Origin of the sequence: uncultured Senegalimassilia sp. (assembly GCF_934636665.1) — a bacterium.
Lineage (GTDB): Bacteria > Actinomycetota > Coriobacteriia > Coriobacteriales > Eggerthellaceae > Senegalimassilia.
In genome coordinates, this window is the sequence record NZ_CAKUAT010000001.1 from 131,857 (window position 1) to 155,843 (window position 23,987).

The 23,987-nt window shown below is 65.8% G+C and carries 20 protein-coding genes; 1 reads left to right on the forward strand and 19 read right to left on the reverse strand.

Features of this window, described 5'->3' with window-relative positions; translation table 11 throughout:
• Positions 1 to 86 precede the first annotated feature (86 nt).
• The 6 genes from Q0G75_RS00655 to Q0G75_RS00680 all read right to left on the reverse strand — a co-directional run bounded on the left by Q0G75_RS00655 (position 87) and on the right by Q0G75_RS00680 (position 7,628).
• On the reverse strand, positions 87 to 1,565 hold the full coding sequence (locus Q0G75_RS00655) for an LCP family protein (RefSeq protein WP_294414556.1): 1,479 nt from the start codon (positions 1,563 to 1,565) through the stop codon (positions 87 to 89).
• A 15-nt stretch (positions 1,566 to 1,580) separates the two neighbouring features.
• Complete coding sequence (gene murA, locus Q0G75_RS00660) at positions 1,581 to 2,864, reverse strand: UDP-N-acetylglucosamine 1-carboxyvinyltransferase (RefSeq protein ID WP_294414557.1); 1,284 nt, start codon at positions 2,862 to 2,864, stop codon at positions 1,581 to 1,583.
• A gap of 272 nt (positions 2,865 to 3,136) precedes the next feature.
• Complete coding sequence (gene tsf, locus Q0G75_RS00665) at positions 3,137 to 4,003, reverse strand: translation elongation factor Ts (RefSeq protein ID WP_294414558.1); 867 nt, start codon at positions 4,001 to 4,003, stop codon at positions 3,137 to 3,139.
• A 120-nt stretch (positions 4,004 to 4,123) separates the two neighbouring features.
• Complete coding sequence (rpsB, locus tag Q0G75_RS00670) at positions 4,124 to 4,888, reverse strand: 30S ribosomal protein S2 (RefSeq protein WP_288579426.1); 765 nt, start codon at positions 4,886 to 4,888, stop codon at positions 4,124 to 4,126.
• Positions 4,889 to 5,279: 391 nt separating this feature from the next.
• Entirely contained in the window at positions 5,280 to 7,361 is a 2,082-nt protein-coding gene (locus tag Q0G75_RS00675) for a heavy metal translocating P-type ATPase (protein WP_294414559.1), read from the reverse strand.
• 15 nt (positions 7,362 to 7,376) lie between these two features.
• On the reverse strand, positions 7,377 to 7,628 hold the full coding sequence (locus Q0G75_RS00680) for a DUF6110 family protein (protein ID WP_294414560.1): 252 nt from the start codon (positions 7,626 to 7,628) through the stop codon (positions 7,377 to 7,379).
• A 245-nt stretch (positions 7,629 to 7,873) separates the two neighbouring features.
• Here Q0G75_RS00680 and yihA point away from each other — a divergent pair, with 245 nt between their 5' ends.
• Positions 7,874 to 8,458 carry a ribosome biogenesis GTP-binding protein YihA/YsxC gene (yihA, locus tag Q0G75_RS00685; protein ID WP_294414561.1) on the forward strand — a complete coding sequence of 195 codons (585 nt, stop codon included), beginning with the start codon at positions 7,874 to 7,876 and terminating at the stop codon, positions 8,456 to 8,458.
• Positions 8,459 to 8,586: 128 nt separating this feature from the next.
• Here yihA and Q0G75_RS00690 read toward each other — a convergent pair whose 3' ends face one another.
• The 13 genes from Q0G75_RS00690 to hisZ form a co-directional block, all read right to left on the reverse strand.
• Positions 8,587 to 9,819, reverse strand: coding sequence for an NlpC/P60 family protein (locus Q0G75_RS00690; RefSeq protein WP_294414562.1), 1,233 nt, complete (start codon positions 9,817 to 9,819; stop codon positions 8,587 to 8,589).
• Between the two features lie 200 nt (positions 9,820 to 10,019).
• The gene (gene rnhA / locus Q0G75_RS00695; RefSeq protein WP_114620216.1) at positions 10,020 to 10,499 is read right to left on the reverse strand and encodes a ribonuclease HI; all 480 of its coding nucleotides are present in this window, start codon (positions 10,497 to 10,499) and stop codon (positions 10,020 to 10,022) included.
• A 90-nt stretch (positions 10,500 to 10,589) separates the two neighbouring features.
• The gene (locus Q0G75_RS00700) at positions 10,590 to 12,617 is read right to left on the reverse strand and encodes a class I tRNA ligase family protein (protein WP_294414563.1); all 2,028 of its coding nucleotides are present in this window, start codon (positions 12,615 to 12,617) and stop codon (positions 10,590 to 10,592) included.
• Between the two features lie 15 nt (positions 12,618 to 12,632).
• Entirely contained in the window at positions 12,633 to 14,804 is a 2,172-nt protein-coding gene (gene rho, locus Q0G75_RS00705; RefSeq protein ID WP_294414565.1) for a transcription termination factor Rho, read from the reverse strand.
• Positions 14,801 to 15,487 carry a fructose-6-phosphate aldolase gene (gene fsa / locus Q0G75_RS00710; RefSeq protein ID WP_118349845.1) on the reverse strand — a complete coding sequence of 229 codons (687 nt, stop codon included), beginning with the start codon at positions 15,485 to 15,487 and terminating at the stop codon, positions 14,801 to 14,803. Before fsa ends, rho begins: the two co-directional genes overlap by 4 nt.
• 281 nt (positions 15,488 to 15,768) lie before the next feature.
• Positions 15,769 to 16,101 (reverse strand): phosphoribosyl-AMP cyclohydrolase, encoded by a 333-nt coding sequence (gene hisI, locus Q0G75_RS00715; RefSeq protein ID WP_294414567.1) that lies wholly within the window; start codon positions 16,099 to 16,101, stop codon positions 15,769 to 15,771.
• A gap of 12 nt (positions 16,102 to 16,113) precedes the next feature.
• Positions 16,114 to 16,878, reverse strand: a complete 765-nt coding sequence (hisF, locus tag Q0G75_RS00720) for an imidazole glycerol phosphate synthase subunit HisF (RefSeq protein ID WP_294414570.1) — start codon at positions 16,876 to 16,878, stop codon at positions 16,114 to 16,116.
• A 144-nt stretch (positions 16,879 to 17,022) separates the two neighbouring features.
• Complete coding sequence (hisA, locus tag Q0G75_RS00725; RefSeq protein ID WP_294414572.1) at positions 17,023 to 17,766, reverse strand: 1-(5-phosphoribosyl)-5-[(5-phosphoribosylamino)methylideneamino]imidazole-4-carboxamide isomerase; 744 nt, start codon at positions 17,764 to 17,766, stop codon at positions 17,023 to 17,025.
• Positions 17,767 to 17,775: 9 nt separating this feature from the next.
• On the reverse strand, positions 17,776 to 18,438 hold the full coding sequence (hisH, locus tag Q0G75_RS00730) for an imidazole glycerol phosphate synthase subunit HisH (protein ID WP_294414574.1): 663 nt from the start codon (positions 18,436 to 18,438) through the stop codon (positions 17,776 to 17,778).
• Positions 18,439 to 18,515: 77 nt separating this feature from the next.
• A complete protein-coding gene (gene hisB / locus Q0G75_RS00735; RefSeq protein WP_294414575.1) occupies positions 18,516 to 19,109 on the reverse strand; it encodes an imidazoleglycerol-phosphate dehydratase HisB in 594 nt (197 codons plus the stop codon).
• 475 nt (positions 19,110 to 19,584) lie between these two features.
• Positions 19,585 to 20,649 (reverse strand): histidinol-phosphate transaminase, encoded by a 1,065-nt coding sequence (gene hisC / locus Q0G75_RS00740; RefSeq protein WP_294414576.1) that lies wholly within the window; start codon positions 20,647 to 20,649, stop codon positions 19,585 to 19,587.
• Positions 20,642 to 21,964, reverse strand: coding sequence for a histidinol dehydrogenase (hisD, locus tag Q0G75_RS00745; RefSeq protein WP_294414577.1), 1,323 nt, complete (start codon positions 21,962 to 21,964; stop codon positions 20,642 to 20,644). Before hisD ends, hisC begins: the two co-directional genes overlap by 8 nt.
• Before the next feature lie 156 nt (positions 21,965 to 22,120).
• Complete coding sequence (gene hisZ, locus Q0G75_RS00750; RefSeq protein WP_294414578.1) at positions 22,121 to 23,833, reverse strand: ATP phosphoribosyltransferase regulatory subunit; 1,713 nt, start codon at positions 23,831 to 23,833, stop codon at positions 22,121 to 22,123.
• Positions 23,834 to 23,987: the final 154 nt, after the last annotated feature.

Below are 23,987 nucleotides of genomic sequence, written 5' to 3' on the forward strand. Positions count from 1 at the left end.
AGGTTCTCCTTTGCCTTTCGGTCTTTTGTTCATCATGAGCGATTCTACCACAGCGCCCGATGGGGCCATCGGGCGTTTGGATGGGGTTACGATGAGGGTTTCCAATCCTTGCCGAGGATGACCAGCACATCGGTGCCGAACGAATAGGCGCCGGTGTTCTGCACCAAGCGACCTACCCCCATGGCATCGAGCACGGTTTGGGCAGCGGGCTGCGCTTCGCTGGTGTTGTAGATGACCAGCGTTTCGTTGTACACGGAGGTGTCGGTGTTGCCCGTCTCCGAAACCTTGAAGCCCTTCGAGGTGAGCGTCGACTCCATGGAGGCCGCCGCTCCCGTGATGCCGCCGCCGTTTTTCAGCGTGATGGTGAAGCTGCCCGGATCGGTGGTAGCCGCCTGCGTCTGCTCGGCGGGCTCCTGCCCCGAGTCGACGCGGTCCATCATCTCGGACCATGAGGAGTTCGACACCGCGAACACATCTTGGCCATCGCTTTGCGTGACGTAGCCGGGCACGAGGGCGCCCGTGACGGAATCGGCGCTCATACCCTTGAGGCTCTCGGCCAAGGACAGAGCATCGCTTGAGCCCATGTCGGTGCCGAAGGCGCCCTGCAGCTGGTCGAGCAGGCCGACCAAGCTGGACTTGCCCCCCGAGACCATGCGCAGCGACACCGCTTCAAGCAGCTTGCGCTGGTTCTCGGCCTGGGTCTGCCGCGGCGACTCGAAGTTCGTGGCGCGCGCCAGCGTAAGGGCGCCCTCGCCGGTGAGGGTTTGGCTGCCGGCGGGCAGGTACACGCTGCCGGCGTTGGGGTCGTCAACCTCTTCGGAAAGGTCCACATCTACGCCGCCGAGCGTGTCAACCAGCTGCACAAGGCCGGCTGCGTCGATCTTGACCACATGGGAAATCTTCACGTCGGCGAAGTTGGCCACGGCGCTGACCAGGCTGGCATCGCTTTCGCGCACGCTTGCCTGCCTGATGGGGTAATACTTGCCGTCCTTCAGCGACACCTGCACGTCGGCGGGAATGCTGATGATGCAGGCGTTTTTGCCCGAGGAATCGGTTCGCACCAGGGCAAGCGCATCGGGGCCCTCGGCAGAGTTCGGCATGCCCGGCGTATCCAGCTCCGCCACGACGAGCGTGTAGAAAGGGTCGCCGGATTTCACGGCCGTAAGCGCCTTTTCGGCATCGGAATCCTTCAGCGCCAGCTTGTCGTTGAGGCTTCCCATAAGGGTGAACGAGCCCACCCCGTAGGCCACGGCCGCCAACACAGCCACCACCGCCACGGCGATGCCCACGCGCTTTGCGAGCGTGCGGCGCTTGACCCCCGGCGAGAACTCGAGCCCCCTGGCGTAACCCGTACGGCTTCGCGGACCCTGGGCGCTGGGCATGACGTTGCTCACGTAGCCGCGCTGCGCGCGCTTCTGCCTACGCGGGCTGGAGAAGCCCACCTGGTCGGCGTTCATGTGCGCCGGGCGCACCTTGGGGACGTGCGTGCCCAAGGTTGCGCTGCGCATGCGACGCGAAGTGAGCTTGGAGTTGATCTGGGTTATGTCCTTGCGTTTCCTGACCATGGCGCTCCCGTCCGGCTATTCGGCCGCGCCAACCTGACGGCGCGTTACGTTGGCGCCAAGCTGGGAGAGCTTGCCGCAGTAGTCCTCGTAGCCGCGATCGATGTGCTTGATGTTGTGCACGCGGGTTTCACCTTCGGCCACGATGCCCGCCAACACCAATGCCGCACCGGCGCGCAGGTCGGTGGAGGACACGTCGGTGCCCTGCAGGTCGTTGACGCCGCGCACGAGGGCATGATGGTCCTCGATGGTGATATCAGCGCCCATGCGCGCCAGCTCGCTGGCGAACATGAAGCGGTTCTCGAAGACGTTCTCGGTGACCATGGAGGTGCCGTGGGCAAGGCTGCACAGCAGCATGAACTGGGCCTGCAGGTCGGTGGGGAAACCCGGATGCGGAAGCGTCTGGATATCGGTGGGCTGCAGCGGTTGGTTGCGGCTGCAGGTGACCCAATCCTCCCCCGCCTCGACGCAACAGCCCATGGCGCGCAGCTTCATGATGGCCATATGCAGGTACGACGGGTCGATGCCGCGCACCGTGACCGGGCCGCCGGTGAGTGCACCGCCCGCCAAGAAAGTGCCGGCCTCGATGCGATCGCCCACCGTGGTGTGCTCGCAGGGATGCAGGCTTTCCAGCGGCACGCCCTCCACCTGGATGATGGACGAACCAGCGCCGGTAACCTTGCCGCCCATGGCGTTGAGCATGTTCGCCAAATCGACGATCTCGGGTTCGCGCGCGGCGTTCTCGATGCACGTGGTGCCATGGGCGGTGACGGCGGCCATGAGGCAGTTCTCGGTAGCGCCGACGCTGGGAAACTCCAGCGTGACATCGGCGCCGTGCAGACCGTTGGGCGTGTGGGCGTTCAGATACCCATGGTCCACGGTGAACTCCACGCCCAAGGCCTCAAGGCCCACCAGGTGCATATCGATCTTGCGGGCGCCGATCTGACAGCCGCCGGGCATGGCCACGCGCGCCTGGCCGAAACGCGCCACCAGCGGACCGAGCACGCTGATGGACGCGCGCATCTTCGACACCAGCTCGTAGGGCGTTTCGTGGGACGTGACCTGGGCGGTGTCGATGACCATGGTGTGGCCGTCACGCTCGACGGTGGCGCCCAGGCACTCGAGCACCTCCGACATGACGACGATATCGCTGATAAGGGGCACGTTGTGCAGCGTTGAGGCGCCCTGGCCCAAAAGCGAGGCGGCGATGAGCTTCAAAGCCGAGTTCTTCGCGCCGGAAACCCTCACCTCGCCGGAAAGGACGTTGTTGCCCTCGACGACGATGATCTCTTTCTCAGACATGCAAACCCCCCTGGATGAACTAGATTGCGAAAGCCCATTATAAAGCGAAGGCCCGCGCAAGGCGGGCCTTCACGATGAAAGCAAACGTATCAACGCATTCACGGGCGCGTGAAAGCGAAGATGCCCTTAAACGGGAAACGGGCCGCCCCGTGCCCTGCAGGCGCCAAAGCCGAAAGGCATCAAGCTGATGCAGTGGCATATAGGCGGCATGCAGGTTACATGAGCGGCCCGAAGCGTTCAGCGATTCGCTGACTCTTTAGCGAAAGCGTAGGTTACGCGGTCTCGCCCAGAGCCCAGCGCACGAAACCGGTCACCTTGATGGTGCCGCCCAGGTTCTTGGCGCACTCGTCGGTGTACTGGTTGATGGACTGGTCGGGGTTCTTGACGAAGGCCTGCTCGGTCAGGCAGTTCTCCTTGTAGAACTTCTCCATACGGCCGGTAGCCATCTTCTCCTGGATGGCCTCGGGCTTGCCGGACTCGGCAGCCTGAGCCTTGTAGATGCCCATCTCATGCTCGACGACCTCGGCCGGCACGGACTCGCGGTTGGCGGACACCGGGGAAGCGGCGGCAACCTGCATGGCAACGTCGCGGCCGTAAGCCTGGAAGCCCTCGGAAGCGGGGTCGATGCCCTCGACGTCGAAGGTCACCAGAACGCCGATCTTGCCGCCACCGTGGATGTAGGAGGCGATGCCGCCGGCATTGATGGTGGTGGCGCGAGGAAGCTGGATGTTCTCGCCCAGCACGTGGATGGCGTCGGTGAGGATGTCCTCGACGGGCTCGCCCTCGAAGGTGGAGGCGCGCAGGGCCTCGACGTCGGCGGCCTCGGCGGCCAGGGCGGCGCGGCCGAGCTTCTCGGCGTAGGCCTTGAACTTCTCGTTCATGCCCACGAAGTCGGTCTCGCAGTTCAGCTCGACGACGGCGGCGGACTTGGCGTCATCGGCCAGAACGGTCATGACGGTGCCCTCGTTGGTGGCACGGCCGGCCTTCTTGGCGGCAGCGGCCAGACCGCGGGTGCGCAGCACGTCGACGGCCTTCTCCATGTCGCCATCGGCCTCGACGAGCGCCTTCTTGCACTCCATCATGCCGGCGTCGGTCATCTCGCGCAGTTCCTTGACCATGGAAGCGGTGATAGCAGCCACGTTGGATCCTTTCTATCCTTGTTGCGGCGACGCCTGAGCGCCGCCGTTAATAACCTCGAACGCCGTCGGCCGCCCTACGGGGACCGACGGCGTGCAACACCAGTGGGTTAGGCCCCGTGCTTATTCGGCAGCAGGAGCGGCAGCCTCGGCGGCCGGAGCGGCCTCGGCCTCGGCCGGAGCGGCCATTTCCTCAGCGGAAACGGGAGCGCCGGTGCCGGCGACGACGGCGTCGGCGATGAAGTCGGCCAGCAGCTTGACGGAGCGGATGGCGTCGTCGTTTGCCGGGATGCCGTACTCGACGTCATCGGGATCGCAGTTGGTGTCCAGCGTGCCCACCACGGGGATGTTCAGACGATGAGCCTCGCGGATGGCGATCTCCTCGCGGTTGGTGTCGATCACGAAGATGGCGTCGGGGACGCGCTTCATGTTGCGGATGCCGTTGAGGTTGAGCTGCAGCTTGGACAGCTCCTTGCGCAGCAGGATCTGCTCCTTCTTCGGCAGCAGCGCCATACGGCCGTCGGCCTCCATGGCCTCCAGCTCCTCCATGCGGGTGACGCGGGAGCGGATGGTCACGAAGTTGGTGAGCATACCGCCGAGCCAACGGGCGTTGACGTAGGGCATGCCGCAGCGGTTGGCGGCGTCGGCGACGGCCTCCTGGGCCTGCTTCTTCGTGCCGACGAACAGGACGGAGCCGCCGTTCTTGGCGACGTTGGAGACGAAGGTGTAAGCCTGGTCCATGCCCATGAGGGACTGCTTGAGGTCCAGGATGTAGATGTCACCGCGGGCGCCGAAGATGAACGGCTTCATCTTGGGGTTCCAACGACGCTTCTGGTGACCGAAGTGCGCGCCTGCGTCGAGCAGGGTCTGAATGCTGATCTTTGCCATGACACTCTCCATTCGTTAGTCCTCTGCGTGCGGTCATCCCCTTTCACCCGCAACCGATTTCGGCCACTAGCGGGAAGGGTCGCACACGCATGTGTGATAAAACAGCCCTCGGATTATAACAACGCCCCCGGGCGTTTGCAACGGGGGCGTCGAAAATTTGGTGCGGCCTTCACGAACCCGCTACCTAAGCTTGATTCGCAAGTTCATCCGAACACTTCGCTTTCGTTATCGAACTCAGCCGTACACGTCCGGCTGAGTTCGAAAATTCCTTTCTGGAAGCGAGGCCGCGGGCCCTAGGCGCGCGGCCGCCCATCGGCCGTCGAACGCCATCGGGCTCCGGCACTAGACGCATGACCGCCAATCGGCCGATGCCCGCGGGCTCTCGACGGGCCTATGCGTCGTAACGCTTGCCGTTGCGCATGGACAGCGCGACGGTGGACGCGTTATGCAGAAGCGAGGACATCTGCGGGGAGATGACGCCGCCGATGCCGGCCGCCAACAACGTCGAGTTGATGACCATGACCTCCTTGAAGCTGCCGTTCAGGCGGCCCATGAGGCCCTCGCTCATGCGGCGCAACGCCACGATGGAGCCGAGCTGGCCGCCCGTGAGCGTGATGTCGGCCACCTCTTTCGCCACCGCGGTGCCCTGCCCCATGGCGATGCCCACGTCGGCAAGCGCCAGCGCCGGGGCGTCGTTGACGCCGTCGCCGACCATGACCACATGCGCGCCTTGCGCCTTGAGGCCCTCGACGAAGGCGTACTTATCCTCGGGAAGCAGGTTGGCGTGGAACTCGGAGACGCCGGCTCGCGCGGCGATGCGCGCCGCAGTGCGCTCGTTGTCGCCCGTGAGCATGATGACGCGCGAAAGCCCCAGACGGCGAAGCTCGGCGATGGCCTCGGGAACGCCGGCCTTGAGCGGGTCCTGCACGCCGATGACGCCCATGAGCCTGCCGTCCACGGCAAGGTAGAGCGGCGAAAGGCCCTCGGTCTGTCGCGCGATAAGGTCTTTCTGCGCCTCGGAGATCTCGACCCGTTCGTCCTCCACGACGAAGTGCTCCGAGCCGATGACCACGCGCTTGCCGGCAAGCGAGCTTGCTATGCCGTGCGCCACGATGTACTCCACCTCGGCGTGGCGCTCGCGGTGCTCCAGGCCCTTATCGGCGGCAGCGCGCACGACCGCGCGGGCCACCGGGTGCGGGAAGTGCTCCTCCAAGCACGCGGCGAAGCGAAGCACCTCGTCCTCATCCCAACCGTCAAGGGAAAGCACGCGCGCCACCTGCGGGGCGGCCTCGGTGAGCGTGCCCGTCTTGTCGAACACGATGACGTCGGCCTGCGCCATGGACTCGAAGTGCTGCGAACCCTTCACGGTGAAGCCCGCCTGAGCCGACTGGCTCATAGCCGACAGCACGGCAATGGAGCCGGTGAGCTTAAGCGCGCAGGAATAGTCGACCATAAGAGCCGCCGACGTCTTCACCAGGCTGCGCGTGGTAAGCGCCACGATGCCCGCCAACAGGAAGTTCCACGGCACGATGCGGTCGGCAAGGCGCTCCATGCGCGACTGCGTGCGGGACTTGTAGGATTCGGTCTGCTCGACCAGGTTGACGATGGTGCGCAGCTTCGTCTGGCCTTCGTTGGCCTTCACCTCGACGATGATCTCGCCGTCCTCCACGGCCGTGCCGGCGAACACGTCGTCGCCGACGGTGCGTTCCACGGCCAGCGGCTCGCCGGTGAGCGCCGCTTGGTTGACCATGGCGCACCCTCGCACCACCGTGCCGTCAACGCACACAGGCATGCCGGTGCGCACGGCGATAAGCTGACCTGCGCGCAAGGAGCTGGAGGGAACCTGCACCTCGGTGTCGCCCTCCACCAGCTGGGCGGTTTCAGGCAGATCGAGCAGCGCGTTGATGAGCGCGCCCTCCGATCGGCTTCGCGTATATTCCTCAAGCGTCTCGCCCACGTTGAGCAGAAGCATGGTGAGCCCCGCCGTGCGCGGGTCGCGCTTCGCGAACGAGATGCCGATGGCGGCCGCGTCGAGCACGGGCACGTCCAGCCGGCCCGCCGCCAGCGACTTCAGGCCCGCGAACAGGAACTTGCGATAGCTGAACACCGTCCAAGCCGCCGCCAAGGGCGCGGGCAGGAACCAGCGGCGCATGAAATGGAAGCCAACCAGCGACGCCAGGTCCATGAGAAGGGAATGCGAGCGCGGGGCAAGCTCGAGGCCGCACCCTTGCTTGGCCTTGGCGATGGCTGCCGCGTCGATGCCCGCAAGATGCTCGAGCACGCGGGCGCGGGAGCCGGGGACGGCGTTGTATACCAGGGCCACGCTGCCGATGCGCGGATAGACGGTTGACTTCGCGATATCAGGGCATGCGCCCAGCACGCGATACAGCGCATCTAAGTCCGCTGGCGGGACAGGGCCCGCCAGCTTCACGCGCAAACGGCCCGGAAGCTCATTTGCGATCTGATATTTCATAGCGACGTCTTCGCGCTATTCGCCGTCGGCCGCAGGCTGCTCGGTCTTGGCGGACTCGTTGATGTAGCTGGCCTCGGCCACGATGTCGTCGACCTGGGCCTTGGCCTGCTCGACCACGTCCTGATAAGCGGCCTTGGCCTGCAGGCCCTTGGCAACGCCCTGCACGTAGCACTTCTTCGCCGTAGAGCTGCTCAGCGCCTTCAAACCCAGCGTGCCCAGAGCAAAACCGCCGGCAATCATCCAACCATCGCGCTTTTTGAGTTTCATGATCTTCGTCCTTCCTTGCGCTGTCCACCGCTGTGGATCCAGCAATGTTCGACCCCAAAAACTTTTACTCCGTACGAAAGAGTATGGCCCGGCTGACATTCTGTCAATCAACGGCAACTTTTTCCTCGAAATCGTCGTTTGCCGTCATGCGGGGTTATTGCGGACGGCCGATGACGTGGGCATATCTGCGCAGCGAAGCACGCTATCATGGTGCCAGCACAACTTCGAACCATTTGGAGCATCGTATGAACTTCAACAACGTATCCTTCGAGCGCTCGTTCGGCATCTCGTCGCAGCTGCCGCCCTCGACGCTTCCGGAAGTGGCGTTCGCCGGCCGTTCGAACGTGGGCAAGTCGTCCATGCTCAACGCCCTGTTCGGCCGCAAAAGCCTGGCGAAGGTCTCGCAGAAGCCCGGCAAGACGTCCACCATCAACTTCTTCGCAACCGAAGGCGCCCGCTTCGTCGACCTGCCCGGCTACGGCTACGCGCGCGTGGCGAAATCCGAGAAGGGCCGCTGGGCGGAGCTGATCGAGGGCTATTTCAACCAGGATCGCAACTTCGCGCTGGTGGTCAGCCTGGTGGACATCCGCCACGAAGCGCAGCAGCTCGACCTGAACATGATCAACTTCCTTATGGAGGCGGGGCTGCCCTTCGCCGTGGTGCTCACCAAGGCCGACAAGCTCTCCCGCAACCAGCAGAACAAGCAGGTTTCCGTGCTGCGCCGCCAGCTGGCCCTGCCCGACGACGTGCCCATGCTGGTGACGTCCAGCGAGAAGCGCGAGGGCTTCGACGCCTTGCGCAGGCTCATCACGCAGGCCTGCGAAGGCTAACGCGGTATCGTCCCCGCAAACGCGAACGAGCCCCAAGCTGATGGATAGCTTGGGGCTCGTTGTTTGCTGCAGGTGCTTTTGCGCTTGCCGATTGGATGCTTGCCGACAGGCCGCTGGAGCGAGAAGCGCTACCAGGGGCGCACGATGATCATGTCGGACTGCACGGAGCTGACGCACACGGTCTGGCCGAAAGTTGGGGCATGGATCATCTGACCGCCGCCGATGTAGATGCCGCAGTGCGACCAGCTGGTGCAGATGTCGCCGGGCTGGGGATCGGAGACCTGGGACATGCCCATGAACGTATACGTGGTGCCGTAGCGCGAATTGCTGCCGGTCAGAGCATAGCTGACCAGACCGGAGCAGTCGAAGCCGTCAGGGCCGACGCCGCCCCACACGTACGGCGCGCCGATGCAGCTGTATGCACGGTCGACGATGGCATTGCCCGTGGAGGCGTTGTAAGACGGCGTCCAGCTGCTGGAACCGCCCGTGTTGCCGGTGTTGCCCGAGTTGCCCGGGTTGCCGTTATCGGTCCAACCGGTGTTGCCGGAGTCGCCGGAGTTATCGGTCCAGGTATCGCCACCGCCGTTATCGGCAGCGCCGCCGTTACCGCCATTGCCGCCCGCATTGGCGTTGTTGTTGGTGGCAGCGGCGATGCCCATACGCTGGGTGGCCTGAGCAGCGGACTGGTCGACGGTCTGCTGGGCAGTTGCGGCAGCAGCGGCCGCCTGCGCGGCGCGCTCTTCCTCCACCAGCGTGGCAACCTCGGCCGAAAGGCCGTCATAGGTCTGCTGCATGGAGTTGACGGTGGCCTGAGCCTCGTCCTGGATCTGCTTGGCCTCGGAGGCTTTGGCAGCGGCGGTGCGGCTCTGCTCTTCGAAGGTTGCCTTCTGCTCTTGGGCCTCGGTACGCAGGTCCTTGTTGCGCTGCACGAGCTCGGCATCGTTATCGTTGACCTTGTTCAGAAGGTCCCAGTTCGTGGCGAACTCGCTGAACGACGTGGACCCGAGCAACAGGTCCAAAAACGAGCTGGCGCCCGTGCGGTACATGCTTTGCGCGCGATCGCCCAAACGGGACTGCACATCGGCGATCTCGACGTTGATCTGGTCGATGCGCTCCTGCGCCTGATCGGCGGACTGCTGGGCCTGGGCCTGCTCCTCAAGCGCCTGGCCGTAGTCGGCCGACGCCTGGTCGAGCTTGTACTGCATGGAGTTGAGCGAGGCCAGGACCGCCTGGGCCTCGGCCTGCTTGGAAGATGAATCAGGGGTGGCGAATGCCAGCTGCGGGACCATAAGGCCGCAGGACAGGACGCAAGCCATCGCTCCACCGGCGATGCGGCGGCGCAGCTTCATTTCCTGTTGCATGCACGAACCTCCTTCTCGGTTGCAAAATCGCTTACGCCACTGTATCACCCTGGCAACAAGCGCGGAACCTTTTGCACTGAACGGGCATACCACCAGGTGAGGCAACCTGTATATATGGAGAACGGACAGGTGGGGCGAAACCGGGGATTCAATCCCGCCCGCCCCACCTGCCCGTCCTTGGCGGCGACTTGCGCCGTCACCTAGCCGCGGAAGCCAGCGTCCTCTTTATGGCGCGACGGGTCGTCGGCCGCGGAGGTTGCCAGCGCATCGCAGCGCTCGTTCTCGGCATGGCCGGCATGGCCCTTGACCCAGACGAACTCCACGTCGTGGGGCTCCTTCGCCTTGAGCATGCGCTTCCACAGATCGGAGTTCTTCACGGGCTGCTTCTGCGAGTTCTTCCACCCGCGCTTGAGCCAGCCGTCCACCCAGTGCTGGTTGAACGCGTTCACCAGATACTGGGAATCGGAGTACAGCGTTACGTGGCACGGGCGCTTGAGAGCCTCGAGGGCCACGATGGCGCCGAGCAGCTCCATGCGATTGTTCGTGGTGCAACGATACCCTTGCGAGAACTCCCGCTCATGCACCCCGCCCTTGCTGTCGACGAAGCGCAGAATGCTGCCGTACCCGCCCGGCCCGGGGTTGCCCCGCGAGGCGCCGTCGGAATACAAATCAACGTGCATATGCAAACCAATCTTTCCGCACCCATGAAAAGACCGGCCAGCCGCGTTGCCGCAGCTGGCCAGCCTGATCGGATGCCGTGCTTTGAAACCCTACTTGAACTGCGAGGGGTGCTTCGAGAAGAAGTCGAAGCGCGGGGGAAGCTCGCGGATGCGATGACGCCCGTCCTCGAGCTCGGAGCCGTGGCAAAGCTCGTCCATGCCCTCGAAATCGAAGTTCCAGCTGAAGAAGTCGTCGAACTCGAAGCTGAGGTAATCGGCGATCTTCTCGCAGCCCTTCGGCACCACGGGGTGCATGAGCAGCGTGCACACGCGCAGCAGGTAGAAGCAGTCCACGAGCACCTGACGGCGCAGCTTCTCGTCGCCTTCCTTCTCGGCGGTGCGGATGTTGTCCGTCCAGTACTTGTTCGCCCAGCGGATGAACGTGTCCATGATGGACATGACCGTGTGCAGCTCCGCCTTGTGCATGGTCTTGTCGTACTCGTTCATGCAGGCATGAGCGCGCTCGCGCACGTCGGGCGACACCTCGCCGAGCGGCATCCAGCCCTCGAAGTTCTTCTGCGCCTCGTAGAAGCAGCTGCGGGCCAGACGGTTGAACACGTTGGTGAGCAGCGTGCCCTCCTTGAGCACCGGGTCGGCCACGCGCGGGTCATTGCGCTTCGCCTCGTCGGGGTCGAAGGGCTTGGGCTTGAAGCCCACGGACTTCTGGTCCAAGCCAAGCGCCAGGAAGTGCGCGCGAAGCTGCTCGACGGTGTAATGCTCCAGCAGCTCGTCGGCCGTCGGCGGCTTGACCGAGCCCGACGACGAAGCCTTCTTGTTGCCCAGCAGGATGTGATGGTTGGCGATGAGGCTGGTCTGGCGCAGGGGCGTGTCGGTCTCGCCGGGCGCAAGGATGTCGCCCGGGCGCAACGCCTCGATGAGCGCCGGCTGGGCCACGCCGTAGAAATACAGGTTGTCCTGGCCGATGAACTGGTAGACCTGCGCGTCCTCCGAGCACCAGAAGTCGCGCCAGCTGCCACGCGGCAGGCCCATCTTGTCGTTGACGGCCATGGTGAAGCTCATGGGAGCCCACAGGCTTTCGGGCCAGCACCACACCGTCAGGCCCTCGAGCCCGTCGATGACCGGCGCCTTCACGCCCCACTCGATGTTGCCGGTGATGCGGAAGGGAACGAGCGCCTTGCCCGTGCGGAAGCGGATGCCCGCCGCGGCAAGCACGTCGCGCGCCGCATCGCGGTCGTCGATGGTGTCGAACTCGATCTCGAAGGACTGCTTGCCCTTCTCGGCCTCATGGTACTGGTGATGCGCCAGCTTGTCGGCGATTTCCAGGTACTGATCGTACAGCTCGTTTTTGATGTAGACCACCGGCGGAGCCAGGAACTCCTTGATGGTTTGCGGCACGATGGGACGAACCTCGGGGTCGGCCTCAAGGGCCTCCACGTGCTTTTTCAGGAAGTCGTTGAACGCCGGCAGGTCGAAGTACCAGTTCTCCACCGGGCGCATCTCGGGCGTGACGCCGGTGAGCGAGGACTTCGGGGCGATCAGGTCCTCAGGCGCGTAGCTGTGGCCCAGATCGCACTCGTCGGCATAGGCGTGCTCGGACTTGCAGCCCTGCACGGGGCAGTGGCCCTGCACCTGGCGGCCGTTCAGGAACGTGCCGGCCTCGGGGTCGTAGAACTGCAGCGTCGCGCGCTTCTGCAACCAGCCGTTCTCGTGCAGCTTCTTGATGAACGCCTCGCTGATAAGCTGGTGGACCTCGCCGGAATGCCCGATGTTGGAGCCTTCGTAGATGTCCAGGCTGATGTCGTAGGAATCCAGCGTGTCCTTCTGGCGGTTATGGTTGCGCAGCACGTAATCCTCAATGGTGCCGTCGAACTCCCCGGCCTCCACCAGTTTGCGGTAGCCCTCGTTGATGGGCGAGCCGAAGCAGTCCGTGCCGCTGATGAAGCGGACGTTCTCCGCGCCGATGCGGTCGCGCAGGAAGCGTGCGAAGCAGTCGGCGGGCACGAACACGCCGGCGATATGCCCGAAATGCAGCGGCTTGTTGCCGTAGGGCATGCCGGCCGTGACCACCGCGCGCTTGGACCAGGCAACCGTTTCGTTGTTGTCTTGCATTGTCGCCATCTGTATATGTCTCCCCTAGAACTCCAGGTTTGCGTTTGCGTTCCCACTGTTGTGCTGGGCCTTTTTCGCCGTGCGCATGAGGAACTCGTCGTTGTCGTCGGTGCGCTTCAAGGACTTGATGAGCATGTCCATGGCGCGCTCGGTGTTGTTCGTGTTCGCCAAGATGCGGCGCACCGCCCAGATGAGCGGGGCCTTTTGCGGATCGAGCAGCAGGTCCTCCTTGCGCGTTCCCGATGTCACCGGGTCGATGGCCGGGAAGATGCGGCGGTCGGCCAGGTTGCGGTCGAGCTTGAGCTCCATGTTGCCCGTGCCCTTGAACTCCTCGAAGATGACCTCATCCATCTTCGAGCCCGTTTCCACCAAGGCCGAGGCAAGGATGGTCAGGCTACCGCCGCCCTCGATGTTTCGGGCAGCGCCCAGGAACTTCTTCGGCGGGTACAGGGCCGTGGAGTCCACGCCGCCGGACAGGATGCGGCCGGACGCGGGCTGCGCCAGGTTGTAGGCGCGCGCCAGGCGCGTGAGGCTGTCGAGCAGCACCACGACGTCCTTGCCGTCCTCCACCAGGCGCTTTGCGCGCTCGATGACCAGCTCGGAAACCTGGATGTGGTTTTCGGTGGGCATATCGAAGGTGGAGGAGATAACCTCTCCCTTGATGGAGCGCTGCATGTCCGTGACTTCCTCGGGGCGCTCGTCGACCAAAAGGCACATGAGGTGCACCTCGGGGTTGTTGGCGCTGATGGCCGCGGCGATATCCTTCAGGATGGTGGTCTTGCCGGCCTTCGGCGGGCTGACGATCAGGCCGCGCTGGCCCTTGCCGATGGGGCTTACCAGGTCGATGACGCGCGCCGTGATGGTGGTCTGGCCATGCTCCATGGTCAGGCACTCGTCGGGATAGACCGGCGTGAGGTCGCCGAAGCGCACGCGACGGCCCAGCTCCTCGAGGGGTTTGCCGTTGACGGTGGCCACCTTCTGCACGGCGGCGTACTTCTCGTTGGGGCGCGCCGGGCGCGTGGTGCCCGTGAGCTTGTCGCCCTTGCGCAGGCCGTTGCGGCGGATGGTGGAAAGCCCCACGTAGCAGTCCTGCTCGCTGGGCAGGTAGCCGTTGGTGCGCAGGAAGCCGTAGCCGTCCTGCATGATGTCGAGGATGCCCTCGACCTCCACGAAGCCCTCGGCCTTCAAGGACGCGTCGTACACGGCGTCGATGAGCTCGGCCTTCTTCAGGCCCGCCACGTCGACGTCGAGCTCGGCGGCCTTCGCGCGCAGCTCGGCCACCTTGAGCTTGGCAAGGTCCTCCTTGTTGACGCTGGGAACCACCTCGCGGTTGTTGTTGCGCTGGTGACGCTGGTGACGATCGTTGCGATCGTTGCCGTTCTTGCGGCCGTTGCGATCGGTGCGGTCGTTGCGCTGGTGGCGATCGGAGCCGGCGTTGCCGGAGTTGCGGCCCTCGGCGCGCTGATCGGCGCCTTCGCGGGCGTCGGCCTTGCCGCGGCCCTCATGCTGCTCGGTGCGGCCCTCGCGGTTGGCGCCCTGGGCGCGCACCGATTTGCGCGGCGTGCGCGCTGCGCGTGCCGCGCGACCCGGGGCCATGTCCTTGGCGGGTGCCTGCTGGTCGGAGCCGGCTGCTTCGGCGGGAGCCTGCGCGGTTTCGGGAGCTTCGGGGGCCTGCTGCTTGCCGGATGCGTCCTGCGCAGGGGCCGCCTGAGCGGCGACGGGCGCGGTGGCGATCTTCTTGTGCGAACGGCCCGGACGGCGCCTTGCCGGCGTGCCGGTCACGGCCTCGGCGGTTTGAGCGCTTTCAGCGGCCTGTGCCTTGGGCGCGGCGGCCTCGGGCTCGGCGGGAGCCTCCTTCGCCTTTTTCGCCTTCGCCGCGGAAGCGGGCTTCGCGGCGGGTGCGGCCTTTACGGCGTCATCGGCCTTCGCAGCAGGGGCGGCTTCGGCCTTCTGGGCGGGCGCGGCCTTCTTACGAGGACGGCCCGGGCGGCGCTTGGCCGGCGTTTTCGGGGCGCTATCGGCCCCATCGGCCGGGGCGTCGGATGCGGCGTCGGGGGATGCCTCGGAAGAGGCCTTGCCCGACGAGACGGCGCTTTTGCGCGGACGGCCCGGGCGGCGCTTGGGAGCAGCCGGCGTCGCATCGGCCGCGGGGGCGCCCTGCTGCGGCGCCTCCGCTACATTCTGCTCGTCGCTCATGCGTTAGCTACCTTCTCCCAGTCCTTCATGAAGGAGTCCAGGCCGCGGTCGGTGAGCGGATGCTGCACCATCTTCTTCAGCACGCCGAACGGAACGGTGGCGATGTCGGCGCCCATGAGCGCGCACTGCGTGACATGGTTGGCGCTGCGCACGGAGGCGGCGATGATTTCGATCTGCTCGCCGTTGGCGGTATTGGCCGTGAAATCGTAGTTGTTGATGGCGGTGACGATGTTGCCGACCTGCTCGAGGCCGTCCTCGGAGATGTCATCGAAACGGCCGATGAACGGGCTGATGTAGCGGGCGCCGGCGCGTGCGGCCAGCAGCGCCTGCGGCACGCTGAAGCACAGCGTCATGTTCACCGGGATGCCCTCGGCTGCCAGCGTGTGGGTGGCGGCCAGGCCCTCGACCATGGTGGGGATCTTCACCACGATGTTGGGGGCGATCTCGGCCAGCTTGCGGCCGTCGGCGACGATCTCGTCGCGCGTCATGGCGACGGATTCGGCGGAAACCGGGCAGTCCGGGCCGACGATGTCGCAGATGCGCTTCATGTGGTTATGGAAGTCGTCCAGCTTACCGCCGATCTTGGCGTACAGCGACGGGTTGGTGGTGACGCCCGCCAGCGCGCCCCAGCTAGCAGCCTCTTCGATTTCGGCTAGATCTGCCGTGTCCAGAAAGAACTTCACCCTTATTCCTCCTTATATATATGGGTTGTTACCCGCTTTGCGCATAGAAAGAGCGTTGATGGGAAGCGGGAACTTGATGATGGGAAGGGTTTCCTTCGAGAAAATAAAGCTAGGGGCAGGATAGCGCAGGCGCCGGGTGCGCGCAAGCAAGTCGCTGCGGATAACCACCCGAAGCGCACGACCGGGCACACGCGAGCGCAAAACGCGCGAAAGCCGGGATGACCCGGCCTTCAAGCTTTCGCGTATTCGGTTTTCCGCGGGGCGCGATGGCGGCGAAACGCCTACTCGAACTTGGCCAGCGCGCGGAAGAAGCAGCTGGTTGCGCCGGTGTGGCATGCGGGGCCCGCCGGATGCACGAGGGCCAGAAGCGTGTCGGCGTCGCAATCGTAGCGAAGCTCGACGATCTTCTGCGTGTTGCCGCTGGTGGCGCCCTTGTGCCACAGCTCCTGGCGGCTGCGGCTCCAGAACACCGTCTCGCCGCGCTCAAGCGTAAGCGCCAGGCTTTCGGCGTTCATCCACGCCATCATGAGCACCTCGCGCGTTTCCACGTCCTGCACGATGCACGGGATCAGCCCGTCGGCGTTGTATTTCAGCTCGGGAAGCTCGGTTTGCATGGATGATCCTTTCTATAGGCGCACCGGGATGCCCTGGCTGCGCATGTACTCCTTGACCTGGGATACCGTGAACTCGCCGAAGTGGAAGACGCTGGCGGCCAGCACGGCATCGGCTTCGCCGTCGATGATGCCTTCGGCGAAGTGCTCGAGCTTGCCCACGCCGCCGCTGGCGATGACGGGGATGTCCACCGCGCGCGCCACTGCGCGGGTGAGCGCGCAGTCGAAGCCGTCCTTGCTGCCGTCGCGGTCCATGCTGGTCAGCAAGATCTCGCCTGCGCCGCGCCGCGCCGCCTCGACGGCCCATTCCACGGCGTCGATGCCGGTTGCGGTGCGGCCGCCGTGCACGTAGACCTCCCACTTGTTGGGATTGCCGACCACCTGCTTCGCGTCGATGGCGCACAGGATAGCCTGCGTGCCGAACGCCGCGGCGGCGTCGGAGATGAGCTGCGGGTTGTCCACCGCCGCGCTGTTGACCGACACCTTGTCGGCGCCGGCGGCTATCATGCGGCGGATGTCGGCGACGCTGCGGAAGCCGCCGCCCACGCAATACGGCAGGTGCAGCTGCGCGCTGGCACGGCTTGCAAGGTCGACCGTGGTCTCGCGCTTGTCGCTGGTGGCGGTGATGTCAAGGAAGATCACCTCGTCGGCGCGCTGCTCATCGTAGCGCTGCGCCAGCTCGATCGGGTCGCCCGCATCGCGCAGGTTCACGAAGTTGACCCCCTTCACCACACGGCCGTCCTTCACGTCCATGCAGGGGATCACGCGTTTTGCCAACATATATCTGCTCCTCAACGGCTCGGGGAAAGGGAAGATCGACGGGGATGCGCCGGCTGCTGCGTTGCGGGGCCGGAAAACGTTGCGCAGGCGAGCGCAGCGCCCGGCTTCGCCGTGAAACGAACGGCGCTCGGCGCCTTTACGGCATTAGGATCGCGCGGCGGTCAGGCTGGCGCAAAGGGCGACGCCCTCGGCCACATCGAGCGTGCCCTCGTACACGGCGCGGCCGGTGATGACGCCCTCGATGCTTTCCGCCACCGGCGCCAGGCGCTCGATGTCGGCAAGGCTTGCCACGCCGCCGCTGGCGATGACGGGGTTGCCGAACGCATTCGCCATGTCGACGTAGGCCTGCACGTCGATGCCGGTCTGCATGCCGTCGCGCGCGATGTCGGTATAGACGATGTGCTTGAACCCGGCGGCGCCCATCGCGCGCGCCAGGTCGGCGGCGGCCACGCCCGAGCCCTCGATCCAACCGGAGACGGCCACTTCCCCGCCCTTCGCGTCGATGCCGGCGGTCAGGCGGTCGCCGCCCACCGCGGCCACCGCCGCGCGCGCAAGCTCGGGGTCGTTGACGAGCGCGGTGCCGAGCACCATGCGCGCCGCGCCGGCGTCCGCCAGGCGCTTGAGCGTCTCCAGGCTGCGGATGCCGCCGCCGATCTCGACGGAAAGCGACGTCTCGCGCACGATACGCTCAACGATGGCGATGTTCTCCGGGACGCCGCTGCGCGCGCCGTCCAGATCGACCACGTGCACCCACTGGGCGCCGGCCTGCTCGAAGGCGCGCGCCTGCGCTACGGGATCGTCGTTGTATACGGTCACCTGGTTGTAATCGCCCTTCGCCAGGCGAACGGCCTTGCCGCCCAGGATATCGATTGCGGGAAGCAGGTACATGGCGGCCTCCTAACCTTGCAAGGCGGGCGATGCCGCCTTGGCGATTTTGACGAAGTTGCGCAGCACGGCCGCGCCGGCGTCCGAGCTTTTCTCGGGGTGGAACTGCACGCCGAACGCGTTGCCCTTCTGCACGGCGCACGGGAACGTCACGCTGTGCGTGGTATGTGCGATGGCGAACGGCCCGTCAGGCGCGATGAAGCTATGGGTGAAGTAGAAGTACGTACCCGAGGGGATGCCCGCGAACAGCGGGTTCTCCGGCGCGCCGGCGGGAAAATCAACGGTGTTCCAGCCCACGTGCGGGACCTTGTACGCGCGGCCTTCGGCGTCCTGGCGCGGCATGCGATCCACGCATCCGGGCAGCACGCCCAGACCGCGCGGGTTGCCGTCGGCGTCGGCGCCTTCCACGCCCTCCTCGAACAGCAGGTGCTCGCCCAGGCAGATGCCCAAAAACGGCACCCCTTCCGCGATGCGGCGGCGGATGACCTCGGTCTGGCCGAGCTCGTCCATGGTGGCCGCGGCGTCGGCGAACGCGCCCACGCCCGGCAAGACGATGGCGCAGGCGGCGGCTATCTCGGCGGCATCGTCGGTGATGCGGGCGTCGGCGCCCGCCGCGCGCAAACCGCGCTCGACGGACAGCAGGTTGCCCTTCTTGTAGTCAACAACAGCGATCATGGGCGTCTTTCACATCTCGCAGGTCCAATAAAAGTCAGTGGGGGCGGTGTGCCCCAAACGAAGCATGAACGGGGGGCTTACAGCATCCCCTTCGTGGACGGCAGCGCGTCGCCCATGCGGGGGTCGGGCTCGCAGGCCTGGCGCATGGCGCGCGCCACCGCCTTGAACATGCCCTCGATGACGTGGTGCGTGTTCTCGCCGGCCAGCTGGCGGATGTGCAGCGTGACGCCGGCGTTGGCGGCGAAGGCGATGAAGAACTCCTTCGCCAGCGTGGCGTCGAAGGCGCCCACCATCACTGCGGGCACGTCGGCGTCCCAGAACAGCTGGCCGCGTCCCGAGATGTCCACGGCCGCCATGATAAGCGCCTCGTCCATGGGCATGGCGATGTCGCCGAAGCGGCGGATGCCGCGCTTGTCGCCGAGCGCCTGCGCGAACGCCTGACCCATGACGATGCCGGTGTCCTCCACCGAGTGGTGGCCGTCCACCTCAAGGTCTCCCTTGCAACGAACTTGCAGGTCGAACAAGCCGTGGCGGCCGAACGCAGTGAGCATGTGGTCGAAAAACCCGATGCCCGTCTCCACGTCCGTGACGCCCGTGCCGTCAAGGTCGACGGACAAGTCGATGTCGGTTTCCTTCGTGGTGCGCGCGATGCGCGCAACGCGTTCGCTCATTGCTGTTCGCCTTTCTATCGTCGTGTGCGCAGCGATTCCGGACAGTTAGCGCTACGTCCCCGAGGTGTCCGGACCCGGGACGCCCGCTAGCGCCCGTCGGCACCCGCTGGCGCCCGATTAAAGTTCTGGGCGGTTTTGTAGGCACGAAAGCCTGTTTCGCCGGGATACCACAAAACTGACCTGGGGTTTTATCGTGCGTTGCCGGCATCACGCTACAAAAACCGCCCAGATGACGGGGACCGAAGGGCAAATCGGCCCCCGTTTCCTGCAAAACCGCCCAGAAGACGCAGGGTGCGGTCCACAGGGCGTGCGCGGCCTCGTTTTTCCACGGCGCGCAGGGCGCCGCGACCCCGCCCATGCCCCGTCAAGACCTCGCGTGCCACAGAATCCTCGACTCCGCCTCGACGCGATCCACTCCGCACGGCCTCGCGCCGACGCAGCGATTCCGGACAGTTAGCGCTACGTCCCCGAGCCTTTACTTCGACAGGATCTCCCGCAGCGCGGCCAGGAACTCGTCGTTTTCCTGGGGGCTGCCGATGGAGACGCGCAGGCAATCCTGCAGCATGGGCGCGCGGCTGAAGTCGCGCACGAGGATGCCGCGGTCGTAGAGTTGCTGCCACACCTCCCCCGCGCCTTCTGTGCGGAACAGGATGTAGTTGGCGTTCGAGGGGTACGCCGTGATACCCGGCATCTGCGAGAGCTCACGGAACACGCGCCCACGCTCCGAGACGATCCGCATGATGCCGCGCTCGAACTTCGCGCGATTGCGGAACACCACGCGCGCGATGGCCTGCGACACCGCGTCCACCGAGTACGGCTGGCGCACCTTCAAGAACTCGCGGATGACCTCGGGGTGCCCCAGCAGGTAGCCCACGCGCACGCCGGCAAGCGAGAACGCCTTGGAGAACGTGCGCAGGATGACCAGGTTCTTGTGCTGCGCCAGGTAGGGGCGCACCGTGCCGCGCGAGAACTCGAAGTACGCCTCGTCCACCATCACGAGCGCGTCGGTGGCGTCGAGCAGACGCAGGATGAAGCGCTCGTCGGCCAGGTCGCCCGTGGGGTTGTTCGGGCTGGTGACGATGACGTAATCGATGTCGCCGCGCGCCACACGGGACAGCACCGCCTCCTCGTCGATGGTGTAATCGGCGCGGCGCGGGATGTCGACCACCTCGGTGTTGGTGAGCTCGGCGTTGTTGCGGTACACCGAGAACGTCGGCGGCATGTTCAGGAACTTGCGCCCCGGCCCGCCCCAGGCCAGCGCCGTGTCGAACAGCAGCTCGTCGCCGCCGTTGCCCACGAGCACGCAATCGCGGTCAAGGCCGTTGGCCTCGGCGATCATGTCGCGCAGCTCGTTGGCCAAGGGGTCGGGATAACGATTGAAGGCCACCTTGTTGATCTCGCGCTTGATCTCGTTGCGGATCTCGGTCTCCACATCGCAGGGGTTCTCGTTGGCCGACAGGTACGCACGCGCCGGAAGGTACTTCGGGTCGTAGGGCGTGATGTCGGCCAGCTGCGGGGCGGATGCGCGGACGCTATTCATCGGCGCCGTCCAAACCGTAGATGTCGCCGGTCTCCACGAGCGCCTTGCGCAGCTCGACGCTGCGGGCGTGCGCCCACAGGCCCTCGTGACGGGCGATGGCGATGACGGCGTCGGCGTCGTTTGCCAGCGACTTCGCGGAATACTGGATGACGCTGGAGTGCTTGACGAACTCGTCGGTGGAAAGCGGCGAAGCGTAGCGCGCGGTGCCGCCGGTGGGAAGCGTGTGGTTGGGGCCGGCCACGTAGTCGCCCACGGCCTCGGGGGTCCACTCGCCCACGAAGATGGCGCCGGCGTTGCGGATGGCGCCGAGCTGCTCGAACGCGCCGTCGAAGTGCAGCTCCAGGTGCTCGGGGGCGATAACGTTGACGGACTGGATAGCCTGCTCCATGGAGTCGCAGATGACCACGAGGCCCTGATCGGCCAGCGAGGCGGTGGTGATCTCGGCGCGCGTGGAGGCCTTCATGTGGCCCTCGATGGCGGCCTCGACCTTGTCGGCGTAGCCCTCGTCGAACGTAACCAGGTAGCAGCTTGCCAGCGGATCGTGCTCGGCCTGGGCCATGAGGTCGATGGCGACCATGGCGGGATCGGCGGTCTCGTCGGCCACGACGCACACCTCGGAGGGGCCGGCGATCATATCGATTCCCACATCGCCGGAGACGATCTTCTTCGCAGCCGCCACGAACGCGTTGCCCGGGCCCGTGATCTTGCAGACCGGCTCGATGGTCTCGGTGCCGTAGGCAAGCGCCGCCACGGCCTGCGCACCGCCTACCGTGTAGATCTCGGTGACGCCTGCCAGACGGCACGCCTCGAGCACCACCGGGTCGATGCTGCCGTCCTTGGTGGGCGGCGTGACGCACACGATGCGCTCGACGCCGGCGACCGCGGCGGGCAGGGCGTTCATGAGCACCGTGGACGGGTAGAGCGCACGGCCGCCGGGCACGTAGATGCCCACGCTTTCAAGCGGGGTGACCTTCGCGCCGACCAGGGCACCGTCCTCGCGCACGGAGAACCAGCTCTGCTTGACCTGGCGCTCGTGGAACTCGCGGATCTGCTTGGCGGCCTTCTTGAGCGCCTCCTCGGTCTTGGGATCGACCTTCGCCGCGGCGGCCTCGATGGCCTCTGCCGGCACGCGGAAATTCTCGATGGCAACGCCGTCGAAGCGCTCGGTCAGCTCGCGCAGGGCAGCATCGCCCTGTTCGCGAACCTGCTCGATGATATTCGTTGCCGCCTCCATGGCACGGGCGTTGAACGCGCCCGTGCGCTTGAGGTGCTTGTTGGAGAATTGCTCGCCTTTGTTTAGGATGACGCGACGCATGTTGTCCTTCTTTCCATATACACGCCGGATGACCCCTCCGGCCTCTTTCACGATGATACCTTGTCGCGGCCGCGCCTGCGAGCAGGCGTTTCCCCGGCCTTGACGTTGCGGCGCCCGACCCCTGGGCGCCTGCGGGCGCGAAGCCCTGACCAGCTGTTATTCGGTCGCCGGCTCGGGCGACTGCACGCCGCCGGCGATGACCGTGGCCTCCCACTTGCCTGCCGCGGCGCCGGCGCGCATGGCGTCGGCCAGCTCCACGATGCGCGCATCGGTGCGCAGCGAGGTGCCGTTGGCGAAGAAGCGGGCCGTCGAGGACAGCACATCCTCCACGATGACCAGGTTGTTCTCACGCAACGTGGTGCCCGTGGCCGTGATATCGACGATGCGCTCGGCCAATCCAGTCAATGGTGCCAGCTCAATGTTTCCGTGCAGTTTCACGATCTCGACCTGGGTGCCGGTTTTCGCGTAATGGGCGCGCGTGATGTTGGGATACTTCGTGGCGATGCGGATGGAGCCCAAGCGGCGGTAATGCTCGGCGGTCTGCTCGGCGGCGCCGGCGGGCTCGGCCACCACGAAGCGGCAGGAGCCGAACTTCAGGTCGGCCAGCTCCACCACCTCGGGCTGCGCCTCGAGCAGCGAGTCCTCGCCGCAGATGCCGCAATCGGCCGCGCCGAGCTCCACGAACGCCGGGGCGTCGGAGGGGCGCACGATGATGTACTCCACGCCCGGGTTGCGGATGATGAGCTGGCGGCCAGGGTTGTCCAGCCCCGTGACGTCCAGGCCGCATGCCGCCAGGCACGCGATGGAGTCGGCATTGAGCGAGCCCTTCGGCACGGCGATGCGCAGCGGGCGCTGGCCGGTGCCCGACGCGGAGCGCTCATCGGCGGCCGCGGCGGCGGCCATGGCGCGCTCAAGGAAGAACGCGAAGCCGGCTGCGGGACGGCTTTCGCCGTATGCCCCGATGGTATTGTCGTAGCGCCCGCCGCTGCCCAGCGGGCTTCCCAGCCCCGGCGCGTAGGCCTCGAACACGATACCGGTGTAGTAGTCGAAGCTGCTCATGACGGAGAAGTCGACCTGGATGCAGTCGGCCAGGCCCGCGGCCTCCAGCAGGTCGAATGCCTGCTCCAGGCCGTCAAGGCCCGTCTCGCAGCCCAGCGGGGCCACCAGCTCGCGCACCTCGGCGATGGCGGCGCGCCCGCCGCGGATGCGGGCGAGCTTGCCGATGGCCTGGGCGAACACCGGCGGAACGCCCTGTGCGCCGTCGCCTGCGGTCAGCTCGTCGAGCGTGACGAAGTTCGACGTGTGGTACGCGTCGAGCACGGCCTGGCGCCACTGCGGCTCAGCACCGCAGCTTGCGAGCAGCGCGCGCAGCACCGACACCGATGCGAGCGCGATCTTGAAATCGGCCACGCCGGCGAGCTTGAGCGACTCGGCCAGCAGGCCCACCACCTCGGCGTCGGCCGCCGCGCCCGCCTGGCCGATGAGCTCGACGCCCATCTGCGTGGTCTCGCGCGGCTCGGCGCGCGTCTGGCCCTCGGCCTCGCGGAACACCCGCTGCATGTAGCGGAAACGGAACGGCCCGGGCTGGCCGGCCAGGCGCGTGGCGCACATGCGGGCGATTTGCAGCGTGACGTCGGGACGCATGGCAAGAAGGTCGCCGCGCGCGTCGAAGAGCTTGAACGGGGTGCCCGGCAGCCTGCCGCCGGCCTGCAGCACGTCCATCACCTCGAGCGTGGGCGTTTCCACCGGAAGGTAGCCCTTGGCCGCCATGTTGGCCTGCACCGCTTGGGCCGCCTGCTCGCGCAGCACCGCCTCGTCGGTGAGCACGTCGCGGAAACCCGAAGGCGTCACGAAGTTCATCTGGTTCATCCTGCCTTTCATCATGCGGTTGCGGGCATGCGCCCGTTTTCGGTTGCAGATGAGGAAATGGCCGCCGATTGCGGGCGCTTCCGCAGCGCCATTCCCAAGTGCTGTTCGATACTTTAGCACAGTAGAGTGATAAAGCAAGAAACTTGACCGATTT

Coding starts and splice junctions, on each gene's coding strand:
- Q0G75_RS00655 (WP_294414556.1), bottom strand. CDS start 1,565: ATGGTCAGGAAACGCAAGGACATAACCCAGATCAACTCCAAGCTCACT.
- murA (WP_294414557.1), bottom strand. CDS start 2,864: ATGTCTGAGAAAGAGATCATCGTCGTCGAGGGCAACAACGTCCTTTCC.
- rpsB (WP_288579426.1), bottom strand. CDS start 4,888: ATGGCAAAGATCAGCATTCAGACCCTGCTCGACGCAGGCGCGCACTTC.
- Q0G75_RS00675 (WP_294414559.1), bottom strand. CDS start 7,361: ATGAAATATCAGATCGCAAATGAGCTTCCGGGCCGTTTGCGCGTGAAG.
- Q0G75_RS00680 (WP_294414560.1), bottom strand. CDS start 7,628: ATGAAACTCAAAAAGCGCGATGGTTGGATGATTGCCGGCGGTTTTGCT.
- yihA (WP_294414561.1), top strand. CDS start 7,874: ATGAACTTCAACAACGTATCCTTCGAGCGCTCGTTCGGCATCTCGTCG.
- Q0G75_RS00690 (WP_294414562.1), bottom strand. CDS start 9,819: ATGCAACAGGAAATGAAGCTGCGCCGCCGCATCGCCGGTGGAGCGATG.
- rnhA (WP_114620216.1), bottom strand. CDS start 10,499: ATGCACGTTGATTTGTATTCCGACGGCGCCTCGCGGGGCAACCCCGGG.
- Q0G75_RS00700 (WP_294414563.1), bottom strand. CDS start 12,617: ATGGCGACAATGCAAGACAACAACGAAACGGTTGCCTGGTCCAAGCGC.
- rho (WP_294414565.1), bottom strand. CDS start 14,804: ATGAGCGACGAGCAGAATGTAGCGGAGGCGCCGCAGCAGGGCGCCCCC.
- hisI (WP_294414567.1), bottom strand. CDS start 16,101: ATGCAAACCGAGCTTCCCGAGCTGAAATACAACGCCGACGGGCTGATC.
- hisF (WP_294414570.1), bottom strand. CDS start 16,878: ATGTTGGCAAAACGCGTGATCCCCTGCATGGACGTGAAGGACGGCCGT.
- hisA (WP_294414572.1), bottom strand. CDS start 17,766: ATGTACCTGCTTCCCGCAATCGATATCCTGGGCGGCAAGGCCGTTCGC.
- hisH (WP_294414574.1), bottom strand. CDS start 18,438: ATGATCGCTGTTGTTGACTACAAGAAGGGCAACCTGCTGTCCGTCGAG.
- hisB (WP_294414575.1), bottom strand. CDS start 19,109: ATGAGCGAACGCGTTGCGCGCATCGCGCGCACCACGAAGGAAACCGAC.
- hisC (WP_294414576.1), bottom strand. CDS start 20,649: ATGAATAGCGTCCGCGCATCCGCCCCGCAGCTGGCCGACATCACGCCC.
- hisD (WP_294414577.1), bottom strand. CDS start 21,964: ATGCGTCGCGTCATCCTAAACAAAGGCGAGCAATTCTCCAACAAGCAC.
- hisZ (WP_294414578.1), bottom strand. CDS start 23,833: ATGAACCAGATGAACTTCGTGACGCCTTCGGGTTTCCGCGACGTGCTC.